Source organism: Pseudomonas sp. fls2-241-R2A-110 (genome assembly GCF_030209165.1).
Classification (GTDB): Bacteria; Pseudomonadota; Gammaproteobacteria; order Pseudomonadales; family Pseudomonadaceae; genus Aquipseudomonas.
This window is the reverse complement of record NZ_JARVSN010000024.1, coordinates 191,297-211,135: the sequence shown is the minus strand read 5'-3', so window position 1 is coordinate 211,135 and position 19,839 is coordinate 191,297. Positions and strand designations below refer to the sequence as shown.

At 59.3% G+C, this 19,839-nt stretch carries 17 protein-coding genes; 15 read left to right on the top strand and 2 right to left on the bottom strand.

The genetic code is table 11. The annotated features are described in order from the left end of the window. The first annotated feature begins 3 nt into the window (after positions 1 to 3). The gene (locus QRN31_RS20665) at positions 4 to 1,602 is read left to right on the top strand and encodes an ABC transporter permease (RefSeq protein ID WP_285434199.1); all 1,599 of its coding nucleotides are present in this window, start codon (positions 4 to 6) and stop codon (positions 1,600 to 1,602) included. Next, the gene (locus QRN31_RS20660) at positions 1,599 to 2,669 is read left to right on the top strand and encodes an ABC transporter ATP-binding protein (RefSeq protein ID WP_285434158.1); all 1,071 of its coding nucleotides are present in this window, start codon (positions 1,599 to 1,601) and stop codon (positions 2,667 to 2,669) included. The genes QRN31_RS20665 and QRN31_RS20660 overlap by 4 nt, the downstream gene beginning before the upstream one ends. Positions 2,670 to 2,679: 10 nt before the next feature. Here the strand turns inward: QRN31_RS20660 and QRN31_RS20655 are convergent, their stop codons facing one another. Further along, positions 2,680 to 3,570: a site-specific integrase gene (locus QRN31_RS20655; RefSeq protein ID WP_285434197.1), complete on the bottom strand. Its 891-nt coding sequence runs from the start codon at positions 3,568 to 3,570 to the stop codon at positions 2,680 to 2,682. A 436-nt stretch (positions 3,571 to 4,006) separates the two neighbouring features. Between QRN31_RS20655 and arnB the strand changes: the two genes are divergently transcribed. From arnB to QRN31_RS20610, 9 genes are read left to right on the top strand one after another with little or no spacing between them, the layout of a single operon-like run. Then, positions 4,007 to 5,155, top strand: coding sequence for a UDP-4-amino-4-deoxy-L-arabinose aminotransferase (arnB, locus tag QRN31_RS20650; protein ID WP_285434156.1), 1,149 nt, complete (start codon positions 4,007 to 4,009; stop codon positions 5,153 to 5,155). Continuing rightward, positions 5,152 to 6,171, top strand: a complete 1,020-nt coding sequence (gene arnC, locus QRN31_RS20645) for an undecaprenyl-phosphate 4-deoxy-4-formamido-L-arabinose transferase (protein WP_285434154.1) — start codon at positions 5,152 to 5,154, stop codon at positions 6,169 to 6,171. Before arnB ends, arnC begins: the two co-directional genes overlap by 4 nt. Then, on the top strand, positions 6,168 to 8,174 hold the full coding sequence (gene arnA / locus QRN31_RS20640) for a bifunctional UDP-4-amino-4-deoxy-L-arabinose formyltransferase/UDP-glucuronic acid oxidase ArnA (RefSeq protein WP_285434153.1): 2,007 nt from the start codon (positions 6,168 to 6,170) through the stop codon (positions 8,172 to 8,174). Before arnC ends, arnA begins: the two co-directional genes overlap by 4 nt. Next, entirely contained in the window at positions 8,174 to 9,058 is an 885-nt protein-coding gene (arnD, locus tag QRN31_RS20635; RefSeq protein WP_285434152.1) for a 4-deoxy-4-formamido-L-arabinose-phosphoundecaprenol deformylase, read from the top strand. The genes arnA and arnD overlap by 1 nt, the downstream gene beginning before the upstream one ends. Beyond that, complete coding sequence (arnT, locus tag QRN31_RS20630; protein WP_285434151.1) at positions 9,055 to 10,704, top strand: lipid IV(A) 4-amino-4-deoxy-L-arabinosyltransferase; 1,650 nt, start codon at positions 9,055 to 9,057, stop codon at positions 10,702 to 10,704. Before arnD ends, arnT begins: the two co-directional genes overlap by 4 nt. Continuing rightward, positions 10,701 to 11,045 (top strand): 4-amino-4-deoxy-L-arabinose-phosphoundecaprenol flippase subunit ArnE, encoded by a 345-nt coding sequence (gene arnE / locus QRN31_RS20625; RefSeq protein ID WP_285434150.1) that lies wholly within the window; start codon positions 10,701 to 10,703, stop codon positions 11,043 to 11,045. The genes arnT and arnE overlap by 4 nt, the downstream gene beginning before the upstream one ends. Beyond that, positions 11,042 to 11,443, top strand: coding sequence for a 4-amino-4-deoxy-L-arabinose-phosphoundecaprenol flippase subunit ArnF (arnF, locus tag QRN31_RS20620; protein WP_285434148.1), 402 nt, complete (start codon positions 11,042 to 11,044; stop codon positions 11,441 to 11,443). Before arnE ends, arnF begins: the two co-directional genes overlap by 4 nt. After that, entirely contained in the window at positions 11,440 to 12,819 is a 1,380-nt protein-coding gene (locus tag QRN31_RS20615) for a UDP-glucose dehydrogenase family protein (RefSeq protein WP_285434147.1), read from the top strand. The genes arnF and QRN31_RS20615 overlap by 4 nt, the downstream gene beginning before the upstream one ends. After that, positions 12,816 to 14,414: an ArnT family glycosyltransferase gene (locus QRN31_RS20610; RefSeq protein ID WP_285434145.1), complete on the top strand. Its 1,599-nt coding sequence runs from the start codon at positions 12,816 to 12,818 to the stop codon at positions 14,412 to 14,414. The genes QRN31_RS20615 and QRN31_RS20610 overlap by 4 nt, the downstream gene beginning before the upstream one ends. A 52-nt stretch (positions 14,415 to 14,466) precedes the next feature. On the opposite strand, the gene QRN31_RS20605 is transcribed toward QRN31_RS20610, so the two are convergent. Further along, positions 14,467 to 15,432, bottom strand: a complete 966-nt coding sequence (locus QRN31_RS20605; protein ID WP_285434144.1) for a LysR family transcriptional regulator — start codon at positions 15,430 to 15,432, stop codon at positions 14,467 to 14,469. A 296-nt stretch (positions 15,433 to 15,728) separates the two neighbouring features. On the opposite strand from QRN31_RS20605, the gene argH reads away from it, so the two are divergent. From argH to QRN31_RS20585, 4 genes are all read left to right on the top strand, one after another. After that, on the top strand, positions 15,729 to 17,156 hold the full coding sequence (gene argH / locus QRN31_RS20600; RefSeq protein WP_285434143.1) for an argininosuccinate lyase: 1,428 nt from the start codon (positions 15,729 to 15,731) through the stop codon (positions 17,154 to 17,156). Positions 17,157 to 17,305: 149 nt separating this feature from the next. Continuing rightward, on the top strand, positions 17,306 to 18,184 hold the full coding sequence (locus QRN31_RS20595; protein WP_285434142.1) for an amino acid ABC transporter permease: 879 nt from the start codon (positions 17,306 to 17,308) through the stop codon (positions 18,182 to 18,184). 10 nt (positions 18,185 to 18,194) lie between these two features. Then, on the top strand, positions 18,195 to 18,959 hold the full coding sequence (locus QRN31_RS20590; RefSeq protein ID WP_208668100.1) for an amino acid ABC transporter ATP-binding protein: 765 nt from the start codon (positions 18,195 to 18,197) through the stop codon (positions 18,957 to 18,959). A gap of 39 nt (positions 18,960 to 18,998) precedes the next feature. After that, a complete protein-coding gene (locus QRN31_RS20585) occupies positions 18,999 to 19,823 on the top strand; it encodes an ABC transporter substrate-binding protein (protein WP_285434141.1) in 825 nt (274 codons plus the stop codon). The last annotated feature ends 16 nt before the right edge of the window (positions 19,824 to 19,839 follow it).

Below are 19,839 nucleotides of genomic sequence, written 5' to 3'. Positions count from 1 at the left end.
TTGATACCTGAAACACTGCCCGCAAATTTACCTGCGGCGATTCCCGACAACCTGCGCAGACGCCCCCGCGGCCTCTTCGCAGGTCGCGGTGGCGCGTGGGTCATCGGTTTGTCGGTGCTGGTTTCGCTGCTGGCACTGATGCCGATTGCCTTTGTCATCGGGGTCTCGATCCAGACCGGCTGGACAACGCTGGTGCCGCTGGTGTTTCGGCCACGGGTCGGCGAATTGCTGATCAACACCGTGTTGCTGGTGGTGATCACGATTCCCCTGTGCATTGCGCTTGGCCTGGCTCTGGCCTGGCTGACGGAACGCACCAACCTGCCGGGGCGACGTGCCTGGTCGTTGCTGGCGACCGCCCCGCTGGCGGTGCCGGCCTTCGTGCACAGTTATGCATGGGTCAGCCTGGTGCCGCCGATACACGGGCTATTTGCCGGGGTGCTGGTCTCGGTGATCGCCTATTTCCCGTTTCTGTACTTGCCTGTCGCCGCAACGTTGCGGCGGCTCGACCCGGCCATCGAAGACGTGGCCGAATCGATGGGACTCAAGCCTTGGGCGATCTTTATTCGCGTGGTGCTGCCGCAGCTGCGTCTGGCCATCTGTGGCGGCGCCTTGCTGGTGGGCCTGCACCTGCTGGCCGAATACGGTCTGTACGCGATGATCCGCTTTGACACCTTCACCACGGCGATCTTCGATCAGTTCAAATCGACCTTCAACGGTCCCGCCGCGCACATGCTGGCCAGTGTGCTCGCCCTGTGCTGCCTGGCGATGCTGACCGCCGAATCGGCTGCTCGCGGCTCGGCGCGTTACGCCCGGGTCGGCTCCGGCAGCGCGCGTGAGCAACGGGTTGTACGCCTCGGCGCAGGATCGACGGCTCTCGCGCTGACGCTGCAAATCAGCACCTGCGTGCTGGCGCTCGGTGTTCCGTTGATTACGTTGGGCAAATGGCTGATAGCGGGAGGCGCACAGGTCTGGAACCTGGCCGAGTTGATGCCCGCGCTTGAACAAACCCTGCTGCTGGGGGCCGCAGGCGCGGCGCTCACCACCTGCGCGGCCATCCCGATTGCGTGGCTGTCGATTCGTTCTCCCGGTCGTCTGCAACGCCTGCTGGAAAGCTGCAACTACATCACCAGCTCGTTGCCCGGTATCGTCGTGGCACTGGCCCTGGTGACCGTGACCATTCATTTCGCCCGACCGATATACCAGACCACCATCACGGTGCTGCTGGCGTACCTGCTGATGTTCTTGCCGCGCGCCCTGGTCAGTTTGCGCGCAGGAATCGCGCAAGCACCTGTAGAACTGGAAAACATAGCGCGCAGCCTCGGCCGCTCGCCCGCGCAGGCCTTGTGGCTGGTCACCCTGCGCCTGGCCGCCCCCGGTGCAGCCGCCGGTGCAGCGCTGGTGTTTCTGGCGATCACCAACGAGCTGACCGCGACCCTGTTGCTCGCGCCCAATGGTACCCGCACCCTGGCCACTGGCTTCTGGGCGCTGACCAGTGAAATCGACTACGTCGCCGCAGCGCCCTATGCCCTGCTGATGATCCTGCTGTCGCTCCCGTTGACCGGACTCCTCTATCACCAATCCAAACGAACGGCTGGCCGATGAACGCTCTTGAACTCCATTCGATCTCCAAGTTCTACGGCTCCCAGCGGGCCTTGGAAAACGTCAGTCTGTCGGTGCCGACTGGCAGCCGAACGGTGATTGTCGGCCCCTCCGGCTCCGGTAAAACCACGCTGTTGCGGATGATCGCCGGCTTCGAGTTCCCGGACACCGGCAGCCTCTCGCTTAACGGTCAGATATTGGTCGATGAGACCCACGAAGTCCCGGCGCATCAGCGTTTGATTGGCTATGTCCCACAGGATGGCGCCCTGTTTCCGCACATGACCGTGGCCGCCAACATCGGTTTTGGGCTGTCCACCAAAGGTGAGGCAAAGCAGCAACGTATCGCCGAATTGATGGACAGCGTGGCCCTGGACGCAAAAATGGCCAATCGTTGGCCCCATGAACTGTCCGGCGGCCAACAACAGCGAGTGGCGCTGGCACGAGCCCTGGCGCAGCAGCCGCGCCTGATGCTGCTCGACGAGCCGTTCTCGGCACTCGATACCGGCCTTCGCGGCGCCATGCGCAAAATGGTGGCGCGATTGCTGAGCGATGCCGGCGTGACCACCATTCTGGTCACCCATGACCAGAGTGAAGCGTTGTCGTTCGCCGATCAGTTGGCGGTCATGCGCGATGGTCGCCTGGTTCAGTCAGGCCATCCGCTGGACCTCTACCGTTATCCCGACGATGAACAGACGGCGCTGTTTCTCGGTGATGCCGTGGTCATGCCCGCCAGAATCGAAGCCGGGTGGGCCCATTGCGATCTGGGGCGCATACCGGTCAACAACCACAGGAACAACAACTCAGCGCAGATCATGTTGCGCCCCGAGCAACTGCAACTGATCAGCATCCAGCCCAGTCCTGCCGAAGGTCCCGGGTGTCGCGCCGTGGTGACCGACCGGGATTTCAGCGGCAACACCTGCACCTTGACCGTGGAATTGCAGCCTTCAACGGCTGGCGAACAGCCAGGCCGGTCCTTGATGGTGCGCAGCTCCGGCATGTATGCACCGCCCGCCGGCAGTGCAGTTCACGTCTCGACGATTGGCCACGCCCACGTTTTGGGTGAGTCCTGATTTCACCCCGTCAAAGATCGAACCGGTCCACCGCCCGCCGCCGCTCGTTGTCGTCACGCACATCGTAGTTGGCGGTGGTCTGGATGTTGCTGTGGTGCGCAAGTTTCTGCGCGATCGACAGGTCGAACTCCTCGATCACCCGGGTAATGAACGAACGGCGGAAATCATGCGGCATGATTTTCACGCCGACCTGCGCACCACGTTGCCGGGCGATGTAATAGATCGCATGTTTGGTGATGCGCTCGCGAGTGATGTGACTGCCACGGCGGATTCGGTTGAACAGGAACGGATCGTCCACTTCACCTTCCTTGAGCAGCGAACGGCGCAGCTCCAGCCAGTCCTGCAACTTGGCAAAGGCCCAGGCCGGCGCGTATTTGATCAATTGCTTGTTGCCCTTGGCCGTGACCCGCAAGCTGCGTTCGGCGAAGTCCACCTGTGACAGGTCGAGGTTCACCGACTCGGACTTGCGCATCCCCGAACCATACAAAATCCCGATGATCGCCGCGTCTCTCAACCCTTGTGGACGTGGGTCCGCCGCGCAAACCGCCATGAGCTCTTGAATCAGCGAGCGCCTGAGGTTGCGGCCCTGGGACAACCGCGTACCGGCGATGCCCTTGACCGAACGCATTTTCAGCAAGTGTTCCTGGCTGATCAGACTCATGCGCCACGCTTCGTTCATCACCCCACGCACTGCGTTGACGTAGAGCGAGGAAGTGTTCGGCGCATAACCGTCCGCGCGCAATGCCGCCACCAGCGCAATGACATTGTCAGGTTGAAGCTGATGCCAGGGAATCTCCTCGACATTCATGTCCTCGAACCCCAAACGGTCGGCTGCATCCTGCAAAACGTAGCGCATGGTCAACTGACTGGACGGCGCCAATCGGGCGAGGTAGACGGTCATCGGGTTGGTTTTTGAAGCGGCGGTATCGGTGATAGGTAAGTCAGTCAAACGTAACGGCCTTGATTGGAAATCACTTGAACAAAACAACTAAGGGTTGCAACAATATTTATCTAACGCGAGACACTTGTGCGGGAATGTTCTTCGAAGAAGCAGGATGAGCGGCGTAAGGCTGAACAGTGCCTGTATGACTTCCAGATAAACGATTACTCGACCGGCTTTTCATGTTCCTTTCACAAAATCTGGCATAACCTTGATTGATCTGGAAAAAGTCTGCTCCTCGCCCAAACTGCCGACACAAACGACAAAAGTCAATTGAGGTCGCGCATCGCGATGCTGATACAAGTAATTGATGCAGCGCTGATTTTTAGTCTAAGCTTTCGTTGGATCCAACGAATCAGCGCTGAACGTCCGTAATTTTTTCAACCCCGAGGTGCCAATGAGTCAGGCTTTTCTCCCCTTCTCCCGCCCGAGTATCGGCGATGAAGAAATTGCCGCCGTAGAGCAAGTATTGCGCTCTGGCTGGATCACGACCGGGCCGAAAAACCAGGAACTGGAAGAGCAATTTGCTCATTACGTGGGCAGCCGTCACGCCGTGGCACTTTCCTCGGCCACTGGCGCGATGCATATCACGTTGCTGGCGCTGGGAATCGGTCCAGGGGATGAAGTCATCACACCGTCCCAGACCTGGGTGTCCACTGCCAACATGATTTGCCTGCTGGGCGCCACACCCGTATTCGTCGACGTTGACCGCGACACGCTGATGAGCGACGTGGCCAGCATCGAAGCGGCCATCACCCCGCGCACCAAGGCAATCATTCCGGTGCATTACGCGGGTGCCGCATTTGATCTGGACCCGCTTTACGCGCTGGCCGACAAGCACGGCATTACGGTTATCGAAGACGCCGCCCATGCAGCCGGCACCCTCTACAAAGGTCGCCATGTCGGCGCCCAAGGCACCGCAATTTTCTCGTTCCACGCGATCAAGAACATGACCTGCGCCGAAGGCGCGATGTTCGTCAGTGACGATGAAGCCCTCGCCAATCGAGTGCGCATGCTCAAGTTTCACGGCCTCGGCGTTGATGCCTACGACCGCCTGACCCACGGCAGAAAACCTCAAGCCCAAGTGATTGAGCCGGGTTTCAAATACAACCTGGCCGATATCAACGCCGCCATTGCCCTGGTACAACTCAAGCGCCTTGACGAGATCAATGCCAAGCGTACAGAACTGGCCCAGACCTACCTGAAACGTCTGGAAGGCTCCAAGGCACTGCCGTTGGTCATGCCGACCTACCCGCAGCAACACGCCTGGCACCTGTTCATCCTGCGCATTGACGCCGAGCGCTGCGGTCTGGATCGCGAAGCCTTCATGAAGGCCTTGCAGGAGCAGAACATCGGCACCGGCATTCATTTCATCGCAACGCACTTGCACACCTACTACCGTCAGCGCTTTCCTGACATCTATCTCCCCAACACCGAATGGAACTCGGCGCGTCTGTGCTCGATTCCGTTATTCCCCGACATGACCACCGACGATGTCAACCGTGTCGTCGATGCCATTGAAAACACACTGGACACACGCCTGTGAAACCGTATCCGATCCATTGCGTGTCGATCGTCATCCCGGTCTACAACGAGCAAGACAGCCTGCCGGAGTTGCTGCGACGCACCGAAGCGGCATGCGAGCAACTGAACCATGACTATGAAATCGTCCTGGTCGATGACGGTAGCCGCGACGACTCCGCACAAATCCTTGAAGAAGCTGCCCAGCGTGAGTCCAGCAAGGTGGTCGCGGTCATTCTCAACCGCAACTACGGCCAGCACGCCGCAATCATGGCCGGTTTCGAACAGTGCAAAGGCGACGTAGTCATCACGCTCGACGCCGACCTGCAGAACCCTCCGGAAGAAATTCCGCGCCTGGTCGCCCAGGCCGAACTCGGTTACGACGTCGTCGCCACGGTCCGCAGCAATCGCCAGGATTCGGCCATGCGCCGCTGGCCTTCGAAGCTGATCAACCTCGCCGTGCAGCGCTCCACCGGCGTTGCAATGAGCGACTACGGCTGCATGCTGAGGGCCTATCGTCGGACCATCGTCGACGCCATGCTCGCCTGCCGTGAGCGCAGCACGTTCATCCCGATTCTGGCCAACAGTTTCGCCCGGCACACCACGGAAATCCTGGTGATGCACGCCGAGCGCGAGCACGGCGAGTCCAAGTACAGCCCGATGCGTCTGATCAACCTGATGTTCGACCTGATCACGTGCATGACCACCACGCCGTTGCGGCTGCTGAGCATTGTCGGCTTCGCCATGGCGGCACTCGGCGTGCTGTTTGCCACTGCGCTGATTGTCCTGCGCCTGGCCTTCGGCGCCAGCTGGGCAGGCCACGGCACGTTCGTGCTGTTCGCGGTGTTGTTCGTATTCACCGGCGGGCAATTTATCGGCATGGGGCTGTTGGGTGAATACCTGGGCCGCATGTACAGCGATGTACGCGCACGTCCACGTTTCTTCATCGAAAAAGTTCTGCGTAGCCAACCCGCCACGCCAGTTTCCGTTGTCACTGTTGACGGCCTCACTTCCACTTCTTCAGATCAGGTTCTCTCATGAGCGCAAAAGCTGTTGTCTTCGCCTATCACGATATTGGCTGTGCCGGCATCGAATCCTTGCTCGACTCGGGTTTCGACATCGCCGCGGTGTTTACCCATGCCGATGATCCGAAGGAAAACGCCTTTTACGGCTCTGTAGCGCAACTGTGCGCGCGCAAAGGCATCCCGGTGCATGCACCGGAAGACGCCAACCATCCACTGTGGATCGAGCGCATCAGCAAACTCAATCCTGAATATCTGTTTTCTTTCTACTACCGCAACCTGTTGGGCGAACCGCTGTTGGCCACGGCCAGCAAAGGCGCATTCAACCTGCACGGTTCGTTGCTGCCGCGCTATCGCGGTCGCGCACCGGCCAACTGGGTGCTGGTCAATGGTGAAACCGAAACCGGCGTGACCTTGCACCGCATGGTCAAGCGCGCCGACGCTGGCGCAATCCTGGTCCAGAAAAAAGTTGCGATCGAGCGCAGCGACACCGCACTGACCCTGCACGGAAAATTGCGCCAGGCCGCCTCCGACCTGCTGCACGACACCCTGCCTCAGCTGCTTGCCGGCAAAGCTGTCGAAACGCCGCAGGACGAATCCAAAGCCACCGTGTTCGGCCGCCGCACCGCTGCCGACGGCAAGATCGAATGGAAACGCCCGGCTGAAGAACTGTTCAACCTGGTCCGTGCTGTCACCCAACCTTACCCGGGCGCGTTCTGCGACGTGGGCGAACACAAACTGATTGTCTGGAGCGCAGAAGTCGCCAAGGGCAATGAAGGTCAGAAACCAGGACGAGTCATCAGCGTCGATCCACTGCGCATCGCGTGTGGCGAAGATTCGCTGGTAATCACCTCCGGCCAGCGCAACGAAACCGGCTTGTACCTGAGTGGCCCGCAACTGTCCAACGAACTGGGCCTGGTCGACGGCTCCATGCTGCGCGGCGCCGAGTCCGGCCGCGGCCCGCGTCGCACCCGAGTACTGATCCTCGGTGTGAACGGCTTCATAGGCAATCACTTGTCCGAGCGTCTGCTGCGTGACGACCGCTACGAAGTGTACGGCCTGGACATCGGTTCGGACGCCATCGAGCGTCTGCGTAAACACCCGCGCTTCCACTTCGTCGAAGGCGACATCAGCATTCACTCCGAGTGGATCGAATACCACATCAAGAAGTGCGACGTGGTTCTGCCGCTGGTGGCCATTGCCACCCCGATCGAATACACCCGTAACCCGCTGCGCGTGTTCGAGCTCGACTTCGAAGAGAACCTGAAGCTGGTTCGTTACTGCGTCAAGTACAACAAGCGCGTGATCTTCCCGTCGACTTCCGAAGTCTATGGCATGTGCCAGGATCAGAACTTCGACGAAGACACCTCCAACCTCATCGTCGGTCCGATCAACAAGCAGCGCTGGATCTACTCGGTCTCCAAGCAACTGCTTGACCGGGTCATCTGGGCCTATGGCCAGAAAGGCCTGAACTTCACCCTGTTCCGTCCGTTCAACTGGATGGGGCCACGCCTGGACCGTCTGGACTCGGCGCGTATCGGCAGCTCGCGTGCGATCACTCAATTGATCCTGAACCTGGTGGAAGGCACGCCGATCCGCTTGTTCGACGGCGGTGAACAAAAACGCTGCTTTACTGACATCGCCGACGGCGTTGAAGCACTGGCACGGATCATCGACAACGATAACGATGCCTGCAACGGCCAGATCATCAACATCGGTAACCCGGACAACGAAGCCAGCATTCGTCAGTTGGGCGAAGAGCTGCTGCGTCAGTTCGAAGCTCACCCATTGCGCGACAACTTCCCGCCGTTCGCCGGCTTCCGCGATGTAGAAAGCAAAGCGTTCTACGGCACCGGCTATCAGGACGTGTCCCACCGCAAACCGAGCGTCGCCAACGCCAAGCGCCTGCTGGGCTGGACGCCGACCGTAGAGATGAGCGAAACCATCGGCAATACACTGGACTTCTTCCTGCGTGAGGCCATGCTTGAAATCTCGGAGTCCTCCAAAGAAGAATCACGCTGATGCAGGCAGGCCTTCGAATCGATGTAGACACTTACCGAGGCACCCGTGAGGGGGTGCCTCGTCTGCTTGAAATCCTCGATGAAGCGCAGGTCAAGGCAACGTTTTTCTTCAGTGTCGGACCGGACAACATGGGGCGCCATTTATGGCGCCTCATCCGCCCGCAATTTCTCTGGAAAATGTTGCGTTCCAACGCCGCGGGCCTGTATGGCTGGGACATCTTGCTGGCCGGTACGGCCTGGCCTGGCAAACCGATTGGCCGCGATCTCGGTCACTTGATGCGCCAGGCCCAGGCTGCCGGGCACGAGGTTGGCCTGCACGCCTGGGATCACCATGGCTGGCAGGCCAATGCCGGACGCTGGAGCGACGCGCAGCTGATCGAACAGATCCGCATGGGCGTGGATACCCTCAGCGATATCCTCGGGCAAAAAGTCGAGTGTTCGGCGGCTGCCGGTTGGCGTGCGGATGAACGGGTGATCGAGGCCAAAGAGGCGTTCGGCTTTCGCTATAACAGCGACTGTCGTGGCCAAAACCTGTTTCGGCCGATCCTGGCCGAGGGTGGTTTGGCTGCCCCGCAAATCCCGGTCGACCTGCCGACTTTCGATGAAGTGGTGGGCCCAGTGGTGGCCGCCAAGGATTTCAACGCGTTCATTCTCGATCGATTCAAACCAGAGAACCTCAACGTCTACACTATTCATGCCGAAGTAGAAGGGATTCTGATGGCTAACGATTTCCGTCAATTGCTGGCCGATGCACGCCAGCGTGACATTCGTTTTACACCCTTGGGCAATCTGTTGCCCGAGACCCTTGCCACCTTGCCAACGGGCCGTGTCGTGCGCGGCAATCTCGATGGCCGAGAAGGCTGGCTCGGAGTGCAACACGCATGAGTAACCGCTTGGCATTACCGCTGTTGCTGGTGATTTTCCTGCTGGCCTACTTGTTGCCATTAGGCAGCCACGGTTTATGGATTCCCGATGAAACCCGCTACGCCCAGATCAGCCAGGACATGCTCCTGAGTGGCAACTGGGTGTCGCCGCATTTCATGAGCCTGCGCTATTTCGAAAAACCGGTAGCGGGTTACTGGATGATTGCCGCCAGCCAGGCGCTGTTTGGTCAGAACCTGTTTGGTGTGCGCTTCGCCTCGGCCCTGAGCATGGGCCTTAGCGTATTGCTGTGCTTCCTGGTCGCCCGTCGACTGTGGAACGATCCGCGCAAGAGCTTTGCCTGTGCGCTGCTGTACATGAGTCTGACGGTGATCGCCGCTCAGGCCGGTTACGCCAATCTCGATCCTCAATTCACCTTTTGGGTCAACCTGAGTCTGGTCGCGTTGTGGTTTGCGCTGGACAGCGCTGACCGCACACGCCGTTTGATCGGCTGGGTGGTGCTGGGACTCGCCTGCGGTATGGGTTTCATGACCAAGGGGTTTCTCGCCTGGTTGCTGCCGGTGCTCGTCGCCCTGCCCTGGATGATCTGGCAAAAACGTTGGCGTGAGCTGCTGATCTACGGTCCGCTGGGGATTGCCGTGGCCATTGCGGTCAGCTTGCCGTGGGTCCTGGCGGTGCACGCGCAAGAACCTGATTACTGGCGATTCTTCTTCTGGCATGAACACATTCGCCGCTTTGCCGGTGACGATGCCCAGCATGACGCGCCGTGGTGGTTTTATCTGCCGTTGCTGGTCGGTTTCAGTTTGCCATGGGTGGCGTTACTGCCTCCCGCGCTGAAGCAGGCGTGGCAAAGCCGCAAGCAGGCTCACATCGGCTTCCTGTTGCTGTGGCTGCTGATGCCGCTGCTGTTTTTCAGCCTGAGCAAAGGAAAACTGCCGAGTTATATCCTGCCGTGCCTGCTGCCATTGGCGTTGCTGCTGGGTAATGCGCTGGCTGACCGGCTCAAGCTGGAACAGGGTCGGGCGATTGGACTCAACGGTTTGCTCAACCTGATCCTGGGCGTGACCCTCCTGCTCGCGCTGGTCTACCTGCAACTGAAAAAGCCGCTGTACGACCATGAATTGCACAATCTGGTATTGGTATTCATCGGCCTGATCGGCTGGATCATGGCGAACTTGCTGCAAGCCTTCCGCCCCCTGCAATGCTGGGCTGCACCAGCATTCGGCAGCCTGCTGCTGATCGGACTGTTGCCCGCCGGGCTGCCCAATTCGGTGGTGTCCAACAAGACGCCTGACCAGTTCATCCTGCATCACGTCGACGAACTGGCGCAGACCGGTAAATTGTTGAGCAACGATCTTGGCACTGCTTCGGCCCTGGCCTGGCGCCTGAAACGCCCCGACGTTGCGTTGTACAACACGGTAGGCGAGCTGAAATACGGACTTGCCTATCCTGATAGCTCGAAGCAACGAGTGGACACCGACAGCGTACAAGAATGGATGCGCGAAGCGCGTCGCAACGGTTCTGTCGGCGTGGTGATGCGGGTCAAGGGTGACGATGAACTGCAAGAAATCGAGCTCTTGCCCAAAGACGGCAAACGTTATGAACAAGGCAACCTGGTCATTCTGATCTTCCCTCAAGGTGCGTCATGAGCCTGCTACTGCTCCTGGTCGCGTGCCTGCTGACCTGTCTGGGCCAGATCGCCCAGAAGTACGCCGTCGAGAGCTGGCGCTCCAAGCCGTCTGGCTGGGGCGAGAAATTGTGCTCGCCCTGGCTTTGGCTGGCACTCGCCTCGTTGGGATTTGGCCTGCTCGTCTGGTTGCTGGTGCTGCAGCGCCTTGAAGTCGGCATTGCCTATCCAATGCTGAGCATCAATTTCGTGCTGATTACTCTGGTTGCACGTTTTGTCTTTCACGAAACCATCGACCGTCGCCACTGGCTGGGTGTAGCCCTGGTCATTGGTGGTGTCGTTCTGCTGGGGCAACACGCATGAGCCGGCGCCGTGGAATTACCTTCGCCATGGGCAGCGTGCTGCTCGTGAGCGCGGCCCAGCTGGGCATGCGCTGGAGCATGACGCACCTGCCGTCACCCGATGCCTGGCTCAGCGCCCCCCTTGATAAACTGGCCATCGCCGTGGTGTTTACCGCGATTGTGGCCTATGCAATGTCGATGCTCTGCTGGCTCGCCGCCCTGCGTGATCTGCCGCTGGGCCGGGCCTATTCGCTGCTGAGCATCAGCTATGCGCTGGTGTACCTGCTGGCCGCCAGCCTGCCGTTTTTCAACGAAACATTCAGTCTTTCTAAGACTCTGGGGGTGGCCTTGGTCATGCTCGGGGTCATCACCATCAACACACGTCCAGTTAGCGCGCCCGAACTCAGGAGTGCATCATGAAAATCAGTGTATTTGGAAGCGGTTATGTGGGTCTGGTGCAGGCAGCCGTTCTGGCTGAGGTTGGCCACGACGTGGTCTGCATGGACATCGACGCAAAGAAAGTCGAACTGCTGAAACAAGGCCATGTGAGCATTTTCGAACCGGGGCTTGCTGCCCTCGTTCGCGAAAGCCTGGAAGCCAAACGCTTGCATTTCACCACCGACGAAAAACTCGCCGTGCAGCATGGTCAGGTGCTGTTTATCGCGGTTGGCACGCCGTCCCAAGAGGACGGATCGGCGGACTTGAGCTACGTGTTCTCGGTAGGCGAAGCGGTTGCGCGCCATCGTGAGCAACCGGTGATTCTGGTGGAAAAATCCACTGTACCAGTGGGCACTGGCGACGCGTTGCGGGCACACATGGACAAGTGCCTGGTCAAAATCGACCGAAAGCTGCAGTTCGATATCGTCTCCAACCCCGAGTTTCTGAAAGAAGGCTCGGCGGTTGCCGATTGCCGCCGGCCAGACCGGATCATCGTTGGCTGTGAACGTGATGAAGTGCGCGACGTAATGCGCGACCTCTACTCGCCGTTCAACCGCAACCACGACCGCATCATGTTCATGGACCTGCGCAGCGCCGAGCTGACCAAGTACGCCGCCAACTGCATGCTGGCGACCAAGATCAGCTTCATCAACCAGATCGCCGAACTGGCCGAGCACCTCGGTGCGGACATCGAATCGGTGCGTCTGGGCATCGGCGCCGACTCGCGCATCGGTTACCACTTCATCTACCCCGGCTGCGGTTATGGCGGCTCGTGTTTCCCCAAAGACATGCGCGCGTTGATCCATAGCGCCAAAGAAGCGCACTGCTCCAGCGATCTGCTGCAAGCGGTGGAGGCCATCAACGAACGGCAAAAGAACAAGCTGTTCGATCGCATCAACGCTTTTTACAAGGGCGATCTGGCTGGCAAAACCTTCGCCGTATGGGGCCTGGCGTTCAAACCGAACACCGACGACATGCGTGATGCGCCGAGCCGGGTTCTCCTGGAATCGCTGTGGGCCGCCGGCGCCAGCGTGCGCGCGTTCGACCCGGAAGCCATGCAGGAGACCCAGCAGCTGTACCCGAACGAATCGAAGCTGATGCTGATGGGTACTCCGGAATCGGTGCTGTCCGGTGCTGACGCGCTGGTCATCTGTACCGAGTGGCAACAGTTCAAGGCTCCGGATTTCGATCTGATCCAGGAGCGGTTGAATGCACCGGTAATCTTTGACGGGCGCAATCTCTACGATGCCGAACGCCTGGCACGCAGTGGTTTCATGTACTTCCCGATGGGCCGTGGAGAGTCGCGCAAACTGCCGATTCCTCTGCAGCAGTGGCCTGCTAAACAAGGCGTCGCTTGACCGCCCTATCGCCTCCTGTTCGTCGGCAGTCGCTGGTTCTAGGGCTGCTGGCGCTGCTGTTGTTCATTGCAGGGGTGTATCAGCAGACAGTCATCGGTTTTGATTCGCGGTTCATTTTGTTTGCCCAAGAGATGCTGCGTCATGGGCCAACGGTTTTTCCGACGTCCTATGGCCAGCCCTACGCTGACTATTCGGCGGTTTCAACGCTCTTCATCTGGCTGCTGTCGTTGCCCTTTGGGCACATCAACAGCCTGACAGCCTGGTTGCCGAGCGCGTTGGCGGCGGCGGTGATCGTCGCGCTGATGTACCGTTTGCTGGCGCCCTACTCCCCTCGTTGGGCGCTGCTAAGCATCGCGATGCTGCTGTTGACGAGTACCTTCATCACCGAAACCCGTGCGGTATCCCAGGATCTGATCCTCGCCGCCGTGGCTTTTGCTGTGTTTTATCTGGGTTACGCTGCCGATCATTTCGGCGCGCGACGTCGCTGGCTGCTGATCTTTACCCTGCTGCTCTTGGGGTTCGGCGTTCGTGGGCCGATCGGCCTGGTGGTGCCAACCGGCATGTTGTGCAGCTATTTCCTGCTCAATCGGCAATGGCAGCGCCTGTTCGGATTCGGCCTGTTAGCGGCGCTTCTGCTGACGGTGTGCGTCGGTGCCGTGTTGTGGTTGGCGGAAGCCATCGGCGGCCCGGACTTCATGCATGACGTGGTGCGCATGCAGTTCCTGGGGCGCATGGACGGTAGCGAAGGCGTCAGCGGTTCGCTGTATTACTTCACCAGTTCGCTCGGCAACTACGCGCTTGCCTATCCGCTGGCTCTGCTGGCATTGGCTGCGGTCTGTCTGACGAATCCACGTCAGGCGGGCCCCGAGCTGCGCTTGTTGCAATACTGCACGGCAGCGGCGCTGATCGTAATGGTCGGGCTGTCGATCCCCCAGGCGAAGAAAGCCCGCTACCTGCTACCGATGGTGCCTATGGCGGCGATCATTGCGGCGTATCCCTTTCAGGTAGCACAGGGTCGGTTGTTTGCGTGGTTGCGCGGGTTGATGCAAGCCGTGTGGTTGCTGATGCCGGTGCTGTTGGGCGTTCTATTGCTGGTTCTCCATCGACGTTATCCCGAAGAACTGCCTTCGATTACCGGCATATTGATCTTTCTCGTTGCGCTGCAAGCGATTGCCGTGGCGACATTTTTCAGACCGCGATGGCAGGCACAGGTGTTGGCGTTGTGTGCGGTGCTGGCATTGTGGACGGTTTACATCGTGGTATACGAACCGGTCGAACGCAGCCTTTATGACACCCAATCCTTTAGCCGTGCCGCCTTCGCGCTCGTACAGAAAGAACCAGCGCCGCTGGTGATGCACGGGATGGGCAAGGATGCCAAGGCGATCAAGTTCATGGTCAATATCGAACAGGACCTGCAACCGGTGTTTACCGAATCGGCACAGGAACTGGAGAGTATTCAGGGGCCCGCGTGGCTAATGATGGACCGCCACTATTACAACGCCTTGAAAGGCACTGCCTTGGGCAACTTGGAACCGGCATTAAGTGGGCGTTTCGATAAAAACGACTTCATATTGCTGCACTTGCTCAAACCATAAACCCGCCAAAAATAAGCCCCGGGAATCGTTGTCTGCTCATCGGGGCTTATCATCAAACCGGCGCCTTCAGATCAACCCCCAACGCCTGCGCAAACGCTTTAACCAGCGGACTGCGCACGGTGTTGTGGCGCAGGATCAAATTGAACGGCGTGACGAGGCTTATCAGGTCCGGACGCACCGCCCGAAGCAGCCCTTGAGCCACCATCGAGGCGGCGTAATGCTGAGGCAGAAAACCGACGAATCGCCCGGTCTTGATCAACAGCGCCACGGCTTCCACCTGAGTGGCTGACGCCGAAAAACTGTCGTAGTGAGCAAAATTCAGCTTGTCGCGATGAATCGCGTAGCGGTGGTTCACACACTCGTGATCCTTGAGCACCTGGCTGCCGATTTCAGCGTCCGGCACCGAAAACAACGGGTGACCGACCGCGCAGTAAACTTCCGAACGTTCTTCATACAGCGCATAGTAATCAAACTCTTCGCGCTTCTGATAAACCGGGACAATACCGGCCACTAACCGACCTTCTACAACGCCTCGTTCCACTTCATCCAGTTGTGAAGCCTGAAGTTGAAACCTTACTTTCGGCGACGTTTCATTAATGTGCCTTAGCGCTGCAACTAACGGTGAATTAGGGTCGGAAATTGTATTGTCGATAACCCCCACACCCAAGTCACCAATAAGTTCATTTTGTGCCGAACTAAGCCGATCGCGAAAGTTATCGACCGAGGCAAATAGATCGATGGACGCCTGGTACACAAGACGCCCTTCTTCGGTCAGGTGAAACCCTTCCCGCCCTCGGGTGCACAAGCGCATGCCAATGCGAATTTCAAGGTCGGAGATCTGTTTGCTGATGGCTGCCAGCCCCACATTCAGCTCGTTCTGAGCCGCACTAAAGCCCCCCGCTTCGACCACCGCCTTGAATACTTTGAGCAATTTGAAATCCAGCCCACTGAGGGCCAACGGTGCCCGATGTACCGTTTTCGGTGGCGGGTTTCCGGAATTGGAAAGTGGGGTTTCCATAATGCTTATTTACCTCTGGCGCGCTATTCAACAACCTGTGTCCAACAACAAAAACATAGCTGGCCAATAATAATGAACACAGAAAACCAGGCTTGGCAACCGCTAATAATTTCCGAACTTCAGTGCCAACTCACTGATTTCGAACCATTAAAAGCTGACACTTCGATCAGTTCTCGCCCTTTCGCAACTGCCCCTTTTGAAACCTGCTTTGGCCCCATCACGCCCGATTGATTCGTGGCGCGATTTCAGGCCCTGGCACACCGATTTCAGTTCGCTTACCGACGAGGAAAACAACAATGTCTCAAACCACCGACCGTCTCTGGGGTGCTCGCTTCAAAAGCGGTCCGTCCGAAGCCCTGGCGGCCCTGTCCCGTTGCCCCGAGCGCTACTTTCGCCTCACCCCTTACGACCTGGCCGGCTCCAAGGCGCATGCCCGTGAACTGCAACGCGCCGGACTGTTGAGCGAGCAGGAAACCCTGACCATGCTCGACGCCCTGCAACGCATCGGCGATGACTTTCGCGCCGGCAGCATCGCGCCGACCCTGGACGACGAAGACGTCCACACCTTTATCGAACGCCTGCTGACTGAACGCCTCGGCCCACTGGGCGGCAAACTGCGCGCCGGCCGCTCGCGCAACGATCAGACGGCCAACGACCTGCGCCTGTTCCTGCGCGATCATGTGCGCACCCTGGCCGTTGAAGTGCTGGACTTGCAGCAAGCCCTGGTGGAGCAGGCCGAGCAACACATCGAAAGCATCTGCCCCGGTTTCACTCACCTGCAACAAGCACAGCCCATCGTCTTCGCTCACCACTTGCTGGCTCACGCCCAATCGATGCTGCGTGACGTGCAACGCCTGGTCGACTGGGACGTGCGCACTTCCTTGTCGCCATTGGGTGCCGCAGCGATGGCCGGCTCCGCCATCGCGCGCTTGCCGCAGCAGTCGGCCAAGGAAATGGGTTACAGCGGCGTCTGCGAAAACTCCATCGACGCCGTGGCCAGCCGCGATCACGTCGCCGAATTCCTGTTTATCGCCAGCATGCTCGGGATCAACATCTCCCGCCTCGCCGAAGAGTTTTGCCTGTGGTCGTCGCGCCAGTTCCGTTGGGTCGCGCTGGACGATGCCTACGCCACCGGCAGTTCGATCATGCCGCAGAAGAAGAACCCGGACATCGCCGAACTGGCCCGTGGCAAGGCCGGCCGACTGATAGGCAATCTGACCGGTTTGCTGTCGACCCTCAAGTCCCTGCCGCTGTCGTACAACCGCGACTTGAGCGAAGACAAGAACGGCGTGCTCGACAGCGTCGACACCCTGCTGCTGGTGCTGCCGGCGATGGCCGGGATGGTCGCGACCATGAAGGTCAACGTTGAAGAACTGCGGCGTCAGGCGCCATTGGGCTTCACCCTCGCCACCGAAGTCGCCGACTGGCTGGCCATGCGCGGCGTGCCGTTCAAGGAAGCTCACGAAATCACCGGCGCGCTGGTCCAGGCCTGTGAGAAACACGACCTCGAATTGTGGGAAGCGTCCCCGGCGCTGCTGGCCGAGATCGATCCACGCCTCACCGCCGAGGTGCGCGACAGCCTGACCCTGGAAGCTGCCATTGCTGCCCGCAGTGGTTGGGGCGGCACAGCGCCGCAACAGGTTCGCGAACAGATCGGCCGCCTGAAAACCGCGCTCGCCGCCCAGCAAGCGTGGACCGAAAACTATCAGGGGTTCCGCCTCTAAAGCAGTACGCAAAACCTGTGGGAGCGAGCTTGCTCGCGATAGCGGTATTACATTCAACAGAGATGTCGACTGACCCGCCGCCATCGCGAGCAAGCTCGCTCCCACAGGGATTGAGTCGGACCTGAAACACCCGCTTACGGAGAAACAACATGAGCCAGACTCAGGCAGAACGACTCCAGTCGGAGCGCAAACTGGCGGAAAACCAGTTCGATATCACCCAGTACGATCACGTGCCACGGCGTTACTACGGGCGGATCTTTTTCGCCACGTTGATCGTCATTGCGATCATCGGCCTGGTGCGCGCCTTCGCCGAAGGCAAGATCGAATGGTCATACATCGGCCAGTTCCTCACCTCCCAGGCCATCATGTGGGGCTTGCTCAACACCATCGTCATGGCGGTGCTGGCGATGGCGCTGGGCATTGTCTTCGGGGTCATCACCGCGATCATGCGCATGTCGGCCAACCCGATCCTGCGCTACGTGGCAGTGACCTACACCTGGCTGTTCCGCGGCACACCGCTGATCCTGCAACTGCTGTTGTGGTTCAACCTGGCGCTGATCTTTCCCACCATCGGCATTCCCGGCGTGTTCGAGATGGACACCGTGAGCCTGATGACGCCATTCGTGGCCGCCCTCCTCGGCTTGAGCATCAACCAGGGCGCCTACACCGCCGAAGTGGTGCGCGCCGGCCTGCTCTCGGTCGACACCGGCCAGTACGAAGCGGCCAAGTCGATCGGCATGCCGCGCTTGCAAGCGCTGCGCCGGATCATCCTGCCGCAAGCCATGCGGATCATCATTCCGCCGGTCGGCAACGAGTTCATCGGCATGGTGAAAATGACCTCCCTGGCGAGCGTCATCCAGTACTCGGAACTGCTCTACAACGCGCAAAACATCTACTACGCCAATGCCCGGGTCATGGAGCTGCTGATCGTCGCCGGTATCTGGTACCTGGCCACCGTCACCGTGCTGTCCTTCGGTCAAAGTCGTCTGGAGCGTCGTTTCGCTCGCGGCGCCGGCAAGCGTTCTTGAGGAGCCCAACATGAGAAGCATCGTCAAGGCCGTGAGCCTGAACAAATATTACGACCAGTTCCACGCGCTCAAAGACATCAACATCGAAGTCGAGCAAGGCGAAGTGCTGTGCATCATCGGCCCGTCCGGGTCCGGCAAAAGCACCTTGCTGCGTTGCGTCAACCAGCTGGAAAAGATCGACAAGGGCGGCCTTTGGGTCGACGGCGAACTGGTTGGTTACCGCATCGCCGGCAACAAACTGCACGAACTCAATGAATCGCAAATTGCCCGTCAGCGGCTGGCCACCGGCATGGTGTTCCAGCGTTTCAACCTGTTCCCGCACATGACGGTGCTGCAAAACATCATCGAAGGGCCGTGCCAGGTGCTCAAGCGTTCACCCAAAGAGGCGACCGAAGAAGCCGTGGAACTGCTCGCCCGCGTCGGCCTGGCCGACAAGCGCAACAGCTACCCGATCGAACTCTCGGGTGGTCAGCAACAACGCGTCGCCATTGCTCGCGCATTGGCCATGCGACCCAAGCTGATGCTGTTCGATGAACCCACTTCGGCACTCGACCCGGAACTGGTCGGTGAGGTGCTGTCGGTGATGCGCGATCTGGCGCAAACCGGCATGACCATGATCGTCGTCACCCATGAACTGGGCTTCGCCCGTGAGGTTTCCAACCGCATGGTGTTCATGGACGGCGGGCAGATCGTGGAGGCTGGAAGCCCCGAAGAAATACTAATAAGTCCGCAAAACCCACGCACCCAAAGCTTCATTTCTGCCGTTCGAACCTAAGCGCCCATTGGCGCTCACAACACTCATAAGAGAACGACCATGAAGAACTTCGTTATCCCCGCAGTACTCGCAGGCCTGATGGCTTCCAGCTTCACCATGGCCGCCGAATTGCCGGCCAGCATCAAGGCCAAGGGCGAGATCGTCGTCGCGATCATGCCGAACTACCCGCCAATGGATTTCAAGGACCCGGCCACCAACACCCTCACCGGCCTCGATTACGACCTGGGCAACGCCCTGGCCGAGCGTCTGGGCGTGAAGATCAAATGGCAGGAAACCGGCTTCGAGCAAATGATCAATGCGCTGACCACCGACCGCGTGGACATGGTGCTGTCGGGCATGACCGACACCGCGGAGCGTCAGGCCAGCGTGACCTTCGTCGACTACTTCACCAGCGGTCCACAGTTCTACACGCTGCAAAAGAACAAGGACTTCAACGAGATCACTGACCTGTGCGGCAAGAAAGTCGGCACCAGCCGCCGCACCACCTTCCCGGCAGAAATCGCCGAGTGGAGCAAGGCCAACTGCGAAGCCGCCGGCAAGCCTGCGATCAATGTGATCGGCACCGAAGGTTCGGCCGATGCCCGTGCGCAACTGCGTCAGAGCCGTATCGATGCCGCGATGCAAGGCAGCGAAACCCTTCCTTACCTGAAGACTCAGGAAAAGGACATGTACAAAACCGTTGGCCTGCCGATCTCGCAGCAGTTCACCGGCCTTGGCGTGAGCAAGAAAAAGCCTGAGTTGAGTGAAGCCGTGAAGGTCGCGCTGCAAAGCATGATCGACGACGGCACGTACCAGACCATCCTGAAGAAATGGGACCTGGAACTGGGCGCGATCAAAACCGTGACCGTTAACGCCGGTAAATAAGCTGTCGAGATAAATG